The organism is Aromatoleum toluclasticum ATCC 700605 (assembly GCF_000378245.1).
GTDB lineage: Bacteria > Pseudomonadota > Gammaproteobacteria > Burkholderiales > Rhodocyclaceae > Aromatoleum > Aromatoleum toluclasticum.
Genome location: NZ_KB899492.1, coordinates 198,208 through 210,492 on the forward strand (window position 1 = coordinate 198,208; position 12,285 = coordinate 210,492).

The 12,285-nt window shown below is 67.5% G+C and carries 9 protein-coding genes and 1 riboswitch; all 9 genes read right to left on the bottom strand.

All coding sequences use genetic code 11. From position 1 onward, the window contains the following. Window positions 1-7: 7 nt before the first annotated feature. Complete coding sequence (locus F464_RS0103980) at window positions 8-931, bottom strand: VTT domain-containing protein (protein WP_026295724.1); 924 nt, start codon at window positions 929-931, stop codon at window positions 8-10. 110 nt (window positions 932-1,041) lie between these two features. Then, window positions 1,042-1,413 carry a hypothetical protein gene (locus tag F464_RS0103985; RefSeq protein WP_228214952.1) on the bottom strand — a complete coding sequence of 124 codons (372 nt, stop codon included), beginning with the start codon at window positions 1,411-1,413 and terminating at the stop codon, window positions 1,042-1,044. A gap of 207 nt (window positions 1,414-1,620) precedes the next feature. Then, the gene (metH, locus tag F464_RS0103990) at window positions 1,621-5,379 is read right to left on the bottom strand and encodes a methionine synthase (protein WP_018988487.1); all 3,759 of its coding nucleotides are present in this window, start codon (window positions 5,377-5,379) and stop codon (window positions 1,621-1,623) included. Between the two features lie 87 nt (window positions 5,380-5,466). Further along, window positions 5,467-5,537, bottom strand: a riboswitch (S-adenosyl-L-homocysteine riboswitch). A 56-nt stretch (window positions 5,538-5,593) separates the two neighbouring features. Then, window positions 5,594-8,758 (bottom strand): pilus assembly protein, encoded by a 3,165-nt coding sequence (locus tag F464_RS0103995; protein ID WP_018988488.1) that lies wholly within the window; start codon window positions 8,756-8,758, stop codon window positions 5,594-5,596. A 29-nt stretch (window positions 8,759-8,787) separates the two neighbouring features. After that, window positions 8,788-9,471, bottom strand: coding sequence for a hypothetical protein (locus tag F464_RS0104000; protein ID WP_018988489.1), 684 nt, complete (start codon window positions 9,469-9,471; stop codon window positions 8,788-8,790). Beyond that, on the bottom strand, window positions 9,459-10,712 hold the full coding sequence (locus F464_RS0104005; protein ID WP_018988490.1) for a PilW family protein: 1,254 nt from the start codon (window positions 10,710-10,712) through the stop codon (window positions 9,459-9,461). The genes F464_RS0104000 and F464_RS0104005 overlap by 13 nt, the downstream gene beginning before the upstream one ends. A 2-nt stretch (window positions 10,713-10,714) precedes the next feature. Continuing rightward, the gene (locus F464_RS29810) at window positions 10,715-11,200 is read right to left on the bottom strand and encodes a type IV pilus modification PilV family protein (protein ID WP_018988491.1); all 486 of its coding nucleotides are present in this window, start codon (window positions 11,198-11,200) and stop codon (window positions 10,715-10,717) included. Next, window positions 11,194-11,706 carry a GspH/FimT family pseudopilin gene (locus F464_RS0104015; protein WP_018988492.1) on the bottom strand — a complete coding sequence of 171 codons (513 nt, stop codon included), beginning with the start codon at window positions 11,704-11,706 and terminating at the stop codon, window positions 11,194-11,196. The genes F464_RS29810 and F464_RS0104015 overlap by 7 nt, the downstream gene beginning before the upstream one ends. Further along, window positions 11,700-12,179 (bottom strand): type IV pilin protein, encoded by a 480-nt coding sequence (locus F464_RS0104020; RefSeq protein WP_018988493.1) that lies wholly within the window; start codon window positions 12,177-12,179, stop codon window positions 11,700-11,702. Before F464_RS0104020 ends, F464_RS0104015 begins: the two co-directional genes overlap by 7 nt. Window positions 12,180-12,285 lie beyond the last annotated feature (106 nt).

Here is a 12,285-nt window from a genome sequence, read left to right on the forward strand (position 1 = left end):
CGGCGGCTCAGGCCGGGCGGTTCGCCGCCAGCCAGGCTTCATAGCCCCCCTTGAGGGGCCGCGCCGCGGCGTAACCGAGATCGCTCAGGACATGGGCGGCACGCACCGCGGTCGCGTCGCCGGGGCAGGCGCACATCGTCACGATCGGCCGCTGGAGCGGCCAATCGCCTACCGCCAGCAGGAGCTTGTCGATTTCGGCCGCGCGCGCGCCGTCGATCGCCCCCCCGGTCGCGATCAGCGCGGGACCGCGCAGGTCCAGGAACAGCGGCGGGGCGTCGGACGCCATCGCCTCGATCAGTTCGGACGGCGTGATGTGCGGGATCGCCGCGAGCTTCTCGAAGCGGTAGCGCTGCCACAGCTTCCACGCGATCCACCCGCCCAGCGCAAGGGCCAGCCCGACGATCATCGTCGTGCCGTGGCGACTCATCGCCGCGAGCGCGCCCTGCAGCTCGTCGCGCAGCCACCAGCCGGCAAGAATCGCGCCCCCCGCCCACAGCGCCGCCCCTGCTGCTGCGGCCGCCAGGAAGCCCGGCAGCGGCATGCGCAGCGACCCCGCGATGGGCGGCGCGACGGTCGAGAAGCCCGGCACGAACTTCGCGACGACCAGCGACCACAGGCCCCAGCGCATGAAGCGCGCCTCGGTCTGCGTCACGCAGGATCCCGGATTGATCGACAGCCGGCACAGGCCCGACAACACGCGATAGCCGAAGATGCGCCCCGCGAGATACCACACCCAGTCGGCGACGCCCGAGGCCAGGACCGCTGCCGCGAGCATCGCGCCCGCCTGGCCGGAGCCCGCCGCGAGGCTGCCCGCGACCAGCAGCGTCGGCACGGCCGGCACCGGCAGACCGAGTTGCTGCAGCAGCACATTGACGAACACGACCCAAACGGCGTCGCGCTGGATTGCTTCGGTGATCTGGCTGAGATCCATCACGCCGCTCCCGGCGTCGCCGGGCAGCTCCAAAACGAAAGAACCACGATTCTCTCGCGAAAACCGTGGTTCCGTATCCCAGCCGGGAGGAATCGGCGCGAACTGCGGGTTCAGCGCTCCGGCTCGCCCTTGATCCCGCGCACGAAGGCCTTGCTGCCGTCGCGCACGGTGTGGCCGATCGTGATGCCGGTGCGCTTCATCGCGTCCCAGGTCACGACCGCTGCGTCACGCGCGGTATGACCGACCGTCTTGCCGGCCTTCCCGGCAGCCTGCCCCACTTCCTTGCCGGCATCGCGCGCGCCGGTGCCGATGTCGTGCATCGTCGAACCGACGCCGTGGCCGACGTCCTCGGCGGTCGTCGAACCCTCTCCGGCCGCGGCAGACAGCGATGCCGTCACGCCCAGCGCGAGCACCAGGCCGACGAGTAAGCGGGTAATGGAAGCCGGTCCGCGAGACCGGCGGTTTCGCATGCGTGTTTGCATGATCGGGTCTCTCCTGTCGAAAAGATGCATCGGCGCGATGCCGGTGCAGGCAGCGGCGATGGACGGGACGGACGCCATCGCCCATTCCAAGCATAGCGCAGACTTACCGGTTTCTCGGTAAGAAGGCGTAACCTGAAAAGCCGCGTGCCTTGCGCCGTGGAGGCGGATCCCGCCGTGCAGCCGTCGAGGCGGCGCAAGCGCCCTTCGTCACAGGATGGGCGCGAGCCAGCGTGCGGCCTCGTCCACGCTCATGCCGGTACGCTGCGCCCAGTCCTCGAGCTGGTCGCGGCCGATCTTGGGGATCGCGAAGTAGCGCGCTTGCGGGTGCGCGAGGTAGAAGCCGCTGACCGCGGCGGCCGGCTGCATCGCGAAGGATTCGGTGAGTGTCATGCCGGTGTGCCTGGTCGCGTCGAGCAGCGCGAACAGGCCGCCCTTGGACGTGTGGTCCGGGCAGGCCGGGTAACCGGGCGCCGGACGGATGCCGCGGTAGTCCTCGCGGACCAGGGCGTCGTTGTCGAGCGTCTCGTCTGCCGCGTAGCCCCAGAACTCCTTGCGCACGCGCGCGTGCAGCCACTCCGCGCAGGCTTCGGCGAGGCGGTCGGCGAGGCTCTTCAGCATGATCGCGTGGTAGTCGTCGTGCGCCGCTGCGAACTCGGCGAGCTTCGTCTCGATGCCGAGGCCCGCCGTCACGGCGAAGGCGCCGGCGTAGTCCGCGACGCCCGAGTCCTTGGGCGCGACGAAGTCCGACAGGCAGTAGTGCGGCTTGTCGGCCGGGCGCTCGTGCTGCTGGCGCAGGCCGTGCCACAGGCCGAGCGCGGCCGAGCGCGATTCGTCGGCGTAGAAGGCGATGTCGTCGCCGACGCTGTTGGCCGGGAAGAGGCCGAACACGGCGCGCGCCTGCAGCCAGCCCTCGGCGACGATCTTCGCGAGCATCGCCTGGCCATCCTTGAACACGCTGCGCGCGGTCTCGCCGACCACCTCGTCGTCGAGGATCTTCGGGAAGCTGCCGGCGAGGTCCCAGGTCTGGAAGAACGGGCCCCAGTCGATGAACGCGACCAACTCCGCCAGCGGCACGTCGAGCCCCTGCACGCCGAGCATGTTCGGCTTCGGCGGCAGGTAGGGCTGGTAGCCCGCCTGGTGGCTGTTGCTGCATGCGGCGACCGGCTCGGCGGCCCAGTCGGTGCGGAAGGCATTCGCGCGCGCTGCCTCCAGGCTCACGAGCTGCACGCCCTTCTTGTTCGCGTGCTGCGCGCGGATCCTGTCGTAGTCGGCGGCGAGCTGCGCCTTGAAATCGGCCGCGCCGCCTTCGGACAGCAGCGCCGTGACGACGCCGACCGCGCGCGAGGCGTCCGGCACATAGACGACCGGCTGTCCGTAGTGCGGCGCGATCTTGATCGCGGTGTGTGCGCGGCTCGTCGTCGCACCGCCGATCAGCAAGGGCACGTCGAAACCCTGGCGCTGCATCTCGGCGGCGACGTGGCTCATCTCTTCCAGCGAGGGCGTGATCAGGCCCGACAGGCCGATCGCCTGCGCGCCGTGCTCGCGCGCGGCATTCAGGATCTTCTCCGCGGGCACCATCACGCCGAGGTCGATCACCTCGTAGCCGTTGCAGCCGAGCACGACGCCGACGATGTTCTTGCCGATGTCGTGCACGTCGCCCTTCACGGTCGCAACGACGATGCGGCCCTTGGAGGTCGCGCCGGTCCTGAGCTTCTCGGCCTCGATGTACGGGATCAGGTGCGCGACGGCCTGCTTCATCACGCGCGCGGACTTGACCACCTGCGGCAGGAACATCTTGCCCGCGCCGAAGAGGTCGCCGACGACGTTCATGCCCGCCATCAGCGGACCTTCGATGACCGCGAGCGGGGGCTTGCCTGCGGCTTCGAGCTTCGCGCGCACCTCCTCGGTGTCGCCGACGACGAACTCGGTGATGCCCTTCACGAGCGCGTGCGACAGGCGCTCCTCGACCGCCCACTCGCGCCACGCGAGGTCCGGCCCGGTGTTCTTCGCCTTGCCTTCCTTCACCGACTGCGCGAACTCGACCAGCGCCTCGCCGGCACCCCCAGGCGTGGAAACTGCGCGGTTGAGCACCACGTCCTCGACCTTTTCACGCAGCGCGGGCTCGAGGTCGTCATAGACGCCGAGCATGCCGGCGTTGACGATGCCCATCGACAGGCCGGCCTTGATCGCGTGGTACAGGAACACCGTGTGGATCGCCTCGCGCACCGGGTCGTTGCCGCGGAAGCTGAAGGAGACGTTCGACACGCCGCCCGAGGTCTTGGCGTACGGCAGGTTGGCCTTGATCCACGCGACGGCGTTGATGAAGTCGACGGCGTAGTTGTCGTGCTCCTCGATGCCGGTCGCGATGGCGAAGATGTTGGGGTCGAAGATGATGTCTTCGGGCGGGAAGCCCGTGCCGACGAGGAGATCGTAGGCGCGCTTGCAGATCTCGGTCTTGCGCTTGTAGGTGTCGGCCTGGCCCTTCTCGTCGAAGGCCATCACGATCACCGCGGCGCCGTACTGGCGGCACAGCCGCGCCTGGCGCAGGAACTCCGCCTCGCCTTCCTTCATCGAGATGGAATTCACGACGCCCTTGCCCTGGATGCACTTCAGGCCCGCCTCCATCACGCTCCACTTCGACGAGTCGAGCATGATGGGCACGCGCGAGATGTCCGGCTCGGACGCGATGAGCTTGCAGAAGCGCTCCATCGCCGCCATCGAGTCGAGCATCGCCTCGTCCATGTTGATGTCGATGACCTGGGCGCCGTTCTCGACCTGCTGGCGCGCGACCGCGAGCGCGTCGTCGAAGCGGCCTTCGAGGATCATGCGCGCGAAGGCCTTGGAGCCGGTGACGTTGGTGCGCTCGCCGACGTTGACGAACAAGCTGTCGGCGCCGACGTTGAAGGGTTCGAGGCCCGAGAGGCGCAGCCTCTTCTCGACTTCCGGCACCGCGCGCGGCGCAAGCTCCGCGACGGCCTGCGCGATCGCCGCGATGTGCGCGGGCGTCGTGCCGCAGCAGCCGCCGACGATGTTCACGAGGCCGGCTTCGGCCCATTCGCGGATCGCGCTCGCGAGCGCTTCGGGCGTCTCGTCGTAGCCGGTCGGCGACAGCGGATTCGGCAGGCCGGCGTTGGGGTGCGCGGAGACGTGGGTGTCGCACACGTGCGACAGCTCCTCGACGTACTGGCGCAGCTCCTTCGCGCCGAGCGCGCAGTTCAGGCCGAAGGAGATCGGCCGCGCGTGCGCGAGCGAGTTCCAGAAGGCTTCCGCGGTCTGGCCCGAGAGCGTGCGCCCCGAGGCGTCGGTGATGGTGCCGGAGATCATCACCGGCACGCGGTGCCCGCCGGCCGCTTCCATCTCGGCGAACAGCTTCTCGACCGCGAACACCGCGGCCTTGGCGTTGAGCGTGTCGAAGATGGTCTCGATCAACAGCAGGTCCGCGCCGCCTTCGAGCAGGGCGCGCGCCGAATCGTAGTAGTCGTCGACCAGCGCATCGAAGCTGATGTTGCGGAAGCCCGGATCATTGACGTCCGGCGAGATCGACAGCGTGCGCGAGGTCGGGCCGAGCACGCCGGCGCAGTAGCGCGGCTTCGACGGCTCCTTGGCGGTGTACTCGTCGCACAGCTCGCGCACGAGGCGGGCGCCCGCAACGTTGATCTCGTAGGCAACATCCGCCAGCCCGTATTCGGCCTGCGACACGCGCGTGCCGTTGAAGGTGTTGGTCTCGATGATGTCCGCGCCGGCGTCGAGGTAGGCGCGGTGGATGCCGGCGACGACCTCGGGGCGCGTCAGCACGAGGAGATCGTTGTCGCCCTTGAGATCCTTGGGATGTGCGCGAAAGCGTTCGCCGCGGTAGTCCGACTCGCCCAGCTTGTGCTGCTGGATCATCGTCCCCATCGCGCCGTCGAGGATCAGGATGCGGCGGGCGAGAAGGTCGCGGATTTCGTTGGAGCGGTCGGTTTGCATGTTCTACCTCGGTCTGGCGAATTCACAGGCACCGGGCGAAGGCCGCAAGAGCGCACAAAAGCAAACGGCGCGGCAAACCCCGGTAGTGGTTTGCGAGCGCCGTTGTTCGGTTGCCGAGCCTGGCCCGTCAAAATCGGGTCGCAGCGCTCCTCGGCAATCGGGAGATTCTATGGAATTTTCCCGTCGGTGCCAAGCCGGCGGGAAAACCTGGAAGTCACATCAGCGGCCGCCAGTAGATCACGCGGGCGCCCTTGGAGGCGCCCCCGCCCGGGCGACTGGGAAGCTGCTTGGACACGGTCGTGGCACCGGTCGTACGCGTCAGCACGAACTTGCCTTTCGAGGTCACGACGATGACGGGCCGGCTGGCGAGGACGTCGCCGATGAACTGGCCGCTGGCGTAGAGCTCGGTCGAGCTGGAGCTCTTCACGATTGCGCCCCCTGTGCCCGCATCGATCATCATCAACCAGCTCGAGCCCCCCTTGCCGCAGATTTCACGCACCGGAAGGTTCACGGTAAACACCAGGACGCCCGATGGATCCAGCGCCGGATTGGTGTTCACGCGCCCGTATTGCATGGGGATGTCCCAGTACCAGCCGCGTTGCACGCCCGCCTGCAGCGGATTGGTCGTCACGGTGACGGTCGTCGCGGTCAGGCTGGCTGTGCCCTGGCACACGAAAGCCCCGTTGCCGCCGCCCTTCGGACAGCTGCTGCCATTGCTGCCGCGGATGTCGGGCAGGGCGGGGGAAACGGAACTGACGTCGTCGATGATGCCGTACATCGTTTGCGTCTGCGTCGCGTGGGCGTTCTGGCCCGCTCCCGGCACATCGGTTTCGCCCAGATACTGCCCGGTACCGACATGGACGAGGAACTTGTTCGCGTCGCCCGCCACCTGCCCCACCGCGGGCGCACTCGTGACGGGCTGCGGCGCGCCCGCGCCGTCCTTCAGCTCCGCAATCTTCACCGCCGTCCAGTTGGAGAGATCGAAGCGCCAGACATTGCCCAGCAGGTCGCCACCGTACACGTAGTACGCGACGTCATCCGCCGCCGCGATGCTCAGCCGCGAAAGATGGGTAAGCCCCGCCGGGGCGGTGCCCGAGCCTACGCCGGTGGCTATCGTCTTCATGATCCGCCCGTCGGCGGGATCGAGCGCCCATACGTAACCCTTACCGTCGCTGTTGTTGTAGCCCGACGTGACGAGCACGAGCCAGCCGTCGTTCGGCGTCCGGACGATCAGCGGCGTGCCGAAGCTGAAGCCGCTGCCTGTCGTGGAAGGAACGGTCTCCCATTTCACCATCGCCGCCGCAGCGGTTTCGGTGGCCGGCCGGGGATTGGTGACATTCAGCGCGTAGTAGCCGTTGCCGCCCTTGCCCAGCCCGCCGACCAGCAGCATCCCCTTGAAGCTCGCGGTGCTGACCTGCGCGAGGGCCGGCGTCGCATCGACGAAATAGCGGTGTGCGTAGTTCGGGTCGGCCAGACGCGACAATTCGCCGTGCAGCAGCTTCGGCACGTAGGCCCACAACTCGTCGCCGCCATCGTTGTTCAGGTCGTCGCCGCCGCCGAACGCATGCAGCATGCCGTCGTTGGCGGCCTGAAAGACCACCGGGCCGCTGGTGAAGCTGCCATACACCGGCTCGGCGTTGATGATGTCGCCGAGCAGGTGCTGGCGCGGCCGGAAGCCTGCGCCTTCCCTGCTGCGATCGCCGCGGATGTAGTCGATCACCTCCGCGGTCAATCCGGTCGCCGTGTCGGCGAAATTGCCGGCGGTGAATGCCGCCCCACTCGATCCTTTCAGCGAAACGATCTTGCGGCTCGCTGCCGGACTGGCGAGGCCGTCCAGTTTCTTCTGCGCCGACCACAGTGCATCGCCGATCGGCAGGCCGGTCGAGAGGTCCAGCGAGTGCGCGATGAGGTCGCCCGTCCAGTAACCGGACTGATACACGGATTCGTAGCCGATGGTGTTCGCAGCGATGCGCTGGCTCGTCACGGCGACGGCCGCGGCCGCGCTGTCCTGCTGCGAAGCGGCATTGACTGCGCCGGTGAAGGCGCGAGCCAGTTCGGACTGGCTCCCGGCCTTGGCCGATACGCCGCCGCCCTGGCGGGCGGCTTCGACCAGCAGCGAGTCCTTGCGCGGATCCTTCAGCGGATCCGTGAAGGCATCGCCGAACGCGATCGTGTAGGTGCGGACGTTGTTGGATTTCTTCTCACCCTTCGGATGCACGATATCCGGGCGCAGGTCCGTCTCGTAGAGGGCCTGGGCGACGTCATCGAGAAAATCGCTGCCGTTCGTGCCGTACAGGTGGTTGGCATCCTTGAGTTTTGTGTCGAAATTCGAAGTGTCACACTTCGTGCCTCCCCCGTTGTCTCCATCGTAGTCGCACAGGTAGGCGTTGTTCGACAGGGCCCGGTCCTCGGACGAAAGGCCATCGGTCATCAGGAAGGCGTGGTTGCGCTGGCACCAGTAGCCGCTCTGCACTGGCGCCGTCGCGGTGCCCAGATCGAGGAGGCGGTGCGGGGCGGAAGCGCCCTGGCGGAAGAATTCATTGACGCTCACGGTGCTGCCGGAACGCAGGGTGAGCGATCCCGTGTAGCCCACGCTGAAATACTGGCCGACGTCGGCGAGTGCCTCGGACAAGGGCGCCGCATCGACGCTGGCTGCGGCGCCGATCCCGGCGAGGCTCGTCTTGAACGCGCTGATGTTCAGCGCTTCCACGGCCCGGACCAGCCGTCCGCCATCGGCGCCGTTGTAGGTCGCCAGGCCCGCCCTGACGCCGCCCCCGGTCGACGACACCGGGATCGCCGCCAGCGCGTCGAGGAGCGAGGCCTTCGCGACATCCAGGCGCGTCCGGGTATCCGGCTTGCGGTCGCTCCAGGCGGTCAGGGCGCCGGTGCGGAAATACCAGTTCAGGTAGTGTCCGGAATAACGCCCGGGCGCATAGACCATCCCGTCGGTGTCCACCAGCAGACGCACGTTGTCATAGCTCACGGAATCGGCGAAACACACCTGGTTCGCGTCGACGCCGACTTCGCACGGGGAGGTGTCGGTACAGCTGGGCAGCTTGGACTGCTTGCCGACGATCAGTCGCACCCGCGGCTTGTTGCCCACGAGCGCCAGATAGACGGCATCCGTGGACGCAATCTGCTTGTCCGTCGGGCATGCGTAAACACCCGATGTCGCCGAATACGGCGCCTCGGGCAGGATGTTCCTCATCGAGCTCGAATTGTCGAGCACGAACAGGTAGTTCGGCGGCGCGTTGTTGCCGACGACCATCGGGTAGTCGGCGAGGTCGGTCTGCGCCGCCAGCGGCGCTGCGGCACAGGCGGCGAGGAGGGCGAGGCAGGACGAAATGAGCGTGGCGATTCGTGGAATCGGCTTGTGCATGACTCTGCTCCGGAAGCGACTGCGTTTGCTCACGTGCCCGGCTGGGCCTTGGCGGCGAGCATCGCTTCGTAGAAATTCACGCCGCCGCGCGGGCCGCGCGCGCGGATGATGACGCGGTAATAGAGGTCGAGCGTGTCCGCCTCGATCGGGGGCACGGTGGAGCCGCTCTTCTTCGCGAAGGCGTCGGCCGCCGCCAGCGCGACCGTTTCGGGATCGACGGTGCACTTGCTGCGGATATCCTCGCCATCGGTCAGCACGGGGTCGGACTTGCACTGGCGCTCGATGAGGTACTGGATGCGGTAATCGCCCGTGTCCGCGGCACAATCGGTCGCACGGCCGTTCTCGTCGATGCAGGGCACGTCGGTCGATTCCCAGATCGCGTCGGAGGCGATCCGGCCGGCGTCCTTGAAGTTCGGCTTGCCCGCGGCATCCTTGAAGTAGAAGGCGCTGCGGTAGTACGTGCGCCCGATGTAGGCGCCGGACTGCAGCTCCTCGACAGCCCGGTTGACCGCGATATCCCCGGCGTACATCGTCGCCTGGCGGAATGCCAGGTTGCCCGCGACCAGCGTCCCGGTGTCGGTCGAGCGGATCACCGAGGCTGCGGCAAGGCTCATCAGCACGAGGACGATCAACGCGATGAGGAGGACCACGCCCGCCTCGTGACGAGCGCGGCGCCAGCGCGCAGGAAAGGCGCGTTCGCTCATCGGTTCCATAGCGGATTCCTCAGCGGAACGACCGTTTCATGCACCCGGTAGCGGTAGTTCTGCCAGGTCCTGCCGGCCGGCACGGCAGTCCCGCCGAGATTCAGCGTGAGCGTACCGTCGAATACCTGGGGCGCCTGGGCGGTGACCGTGCTGTTGTCGGGCTCACGGCTGCGGGCGACCATCGCCAGGCGCACGGCCTTCACGCGCTGCAGCTTCTTCAGGTACTCGTCGCGTTGCGTCGCATTGAAGGCGGCCAACTGGGCGGCGGTAGGGCCATTTTCCCATACTGCGATCTGGTCGCTGCCGTCGGTCGAGATGCCGTACTGGGCCTTCAGCATCACGATGTCCGCGGCCATCGCGTAGTTCTTGTAGGTGGCCGGGCACGCGGTGCGCAGCGCGACCGGATCGACCTTCTTCGGATCGTAGCGCAGCAGCGCGCCACAGCCGACGGCATACTGGACGTACTCGAACTCGGGCTTCACCCACCCGGGCGGCATCTTGAAGACCAGCGAGCCCGCGCTGTAGGACACCGGCCGGGTGTAGGTCGTATTCGGATTGACGGGGTTGAAGTCGTTGACCACGTCGCCCGCGGTGCTGCCGAAATGGACGTTGCAGCCCGCCTTGAAGTTGGTGCATTGATCGGCCTGGGTCTGCCCGGAGATCTTGGTGACCTTGAAGCGCGTGCACGGGGCCCTGGTTTCGTTCGGCGGCGCCTGGACCACCAGCACCGTATCGCCGACGTGGATCTGATCCTCGGACGCAAGGTTCGTGTCGCTGATCTTCATGATGTCGGAGGAGCTGGGCATCTCCTTGACGATCGGCAGGATCTCCCCGACGTAGAAGTCCGGCGCCCCGACCATGATCTCGACCATGTCCGACGCGGTGGCCGACGCCCCCGATTCGATCCGGACGGGATAATTGAGACTGTAGAGGTTGCCGTTGTCGGCGGTCACCACGCCCTTGTCGTACAAGTTGAAACCGGGGCACAAATTCGCGAACGAGCCGTTGAAGAGGGCCGCCCCCGCCCCGCGCAGGTCGCGATCCATCAGCGCCACGGCGACCTGCGCACCCTCCGCTGCGGCATGCCCCGCCCCGGTGATGCGGAACTGCTTGCCGATGGTCGCCACGGACGAGGTGATCGCGAGCGTGATGATCAGCCCGACGACGAGGCCGATCATCAGTTCGACCAGCGAAATCCCGCGACTGGAGCGCGACGCGGCGGGTCGGTTTGCACGCTTGGTACGCTGCATGGTCACTGCCAGTGGAAGCGGTTGGTAACTTGATGGCGGCGCGGGTCGCGCGTCACGACGCTGCCGTCCTTGTGCTTGTACCGCCCGGCCCACTCCAGGGTCACCATCAGGGAGTAGGCCGACACGCCGGCCGGGCGTTCGATGCGGATGCTTGCGTCATCGAACTCAGCACACACCTGCCGCGTCCACGTGTAGGCCGGATGGGAGGTCGAGATGCCGTCGGTGCAGGTGGTTCGCGTCAGCAGATATTTCTCGGACGGATCCGGCGTGTCGGCGGTGTCCTTCAGGGCGACCTCGGCGAACAGGCGATTCACGAGCAGGGAGGCGTTCGCGCGGTCGTGCGCTTCGGTGCTCAGCTGGACGGCGCGCGCCTGCATCTCGATCAGGCCCAGCGCGCCGACGGAGAACACGAGCAGGGCAACCAGGCCCTCGATCAGGCTGAAGCCGCACTCGCTGCGCGAGCCGACCCGATTCGCGCTCCTCAGCATTTTCTCGAATCGCTCCCCGTCGCGGCGGGATCGCACATCTGCACCAGGCCTCCGCCATGCACCTGTACGCGCAGGCCATTCACGCCCGGCACGCGCGTAGTGAGATCGATGTCCTCGATACGGGGCGAGGCGGTGTCCACAAGACCGGTCGGCAGGAAGACGACGTTGGTCTGCGACGGATTCGGTGTGATCGTCACCCCGGCCGCCGAGCTTCCCTTCGCTTCCTGCAGCGTGCTCACGGGACTCACGGTCGCGACCGACCAGTTGCCGCGGCCGTCGGCCAGCGTGAAGCGCACGGGCTGGTTGCGCCGCAGTGCCTCGGCGCGCGCGAGCTGCAGCCCGGAGACGAGCCCTTCGGCCGTTACCCGGACGCGAAAATTCACGAGGGTCGTCTCGAAGCTCGGCGCCGCAAGGGACGCCAGTATCGCGAGCACGCCGATGGCGACGAGCGCCTCGACGATGGTGAAACCCTTCTGCCGCCCTGCGTGTCGCCGTCGCTTCAGCACGAATCGCCCGCGCGCAGGAGCCAGCAGTCGCGCGGGAGGGAGCTTGCGCCGGGGAAGGCCGTCGTCTGCCGCAGGTTGTCGTGGTTGATCGTGAAGGTGAAGCCGGCCATGTTGCGTGACGCCTTGCCGGTCGCCGTCGCGAGGAAGGTCTGGTTGCTGCCGCCGCCGTCGTTGCAGCTGATGGCGAAGGCGTCCGCGGACGGCGCCGGAACGCCGCAGGCCGAGCCGGTGGAACCGTAGTTGCGGTTGTCCTGGTAGTACTGTTCGAGGCGCATGCGCAGCGTGGCCAGCTCGTTGATCGCCTCGGAAATGCGGCTGCGCTGGATGTACCCGGTATAGGACGGGATCGCGATCGCAGCGAGGATCGCGACGATCGCGACGGCGATCAGCAGCTCGATCAGCGTGAAGCCTGCCCCGGCCCCCCGGGCGTTCTCGCGATGGCCCACGTGGGTGCGGAAGGTGTCAGACGTCATGCGTGGATGTCCAGCCGGGATAGCTGCGGATAAACCGGGCGGCACGGACCCGGGTGAAATTCCCCGCGCATGCCCGAACGGATTCTGAACCGATGATATCGGAGGG

Bases quoted from the DNA above. Each gene is read 5' to 3' on its own strand.
- F464_RS0103980 (WP_026295724.1), bottom strand. From the start codon at position 931: ATGGATCTCAGCCAGATCACCGAAGCAATCCAGCGCGACGCCGTTTGG.
- F464_RS0103985 (WP_228214952.1), bottom strand. From the start codon at position 1,413: ATGCAAACACGCATGCGAAACCGCCGGTCTCGCGGACCGGCTTCCATT.
- metH (WP_018988487.1), bottom strand. From the start codon at position 5,379: ATGCAAACCGACCGCTCCAACGAAATCCGCGACCTTCTCGCCCGCCGC.
- F464_RS0103995 (WP_018988488.1), bottom strand. From the start codon at position 8,758: ATGCACAAGCCGATTCCACGAATCGCCACGCTCATTTCGTCCTGCCTC.
- F464_RS0104000 (WP_018988489.1), bottom strand. From the start codon at position 9,471: ATGGAACCGATGAGCGAACGCGCCTTTCCTGCGCGCTGGCGCCGCGCT.
- F464_RS0104005 (WP_018988490.1), bottom strand. From the start codon at position 10,712: ATGCAGCGTACCAAGCGTGCAAACCGACCCGCCGCGTCGCGCTCCAGT.
- F464_RS29810 (WP_018988491.1), bottom strand. From the start codon at position 11,200: ATGCTGAGGAGCGCGAATCGGGTCGGCTCGCGCAGCGAGTGCGGCTTC.
- F464_RS0104020 (WP_018988493.1), bottom strand. From the start codon at position 12,179: ATGACGTCTGACACCTTCCGCACCCACGTGGGCCATCGCGAGAACGCC.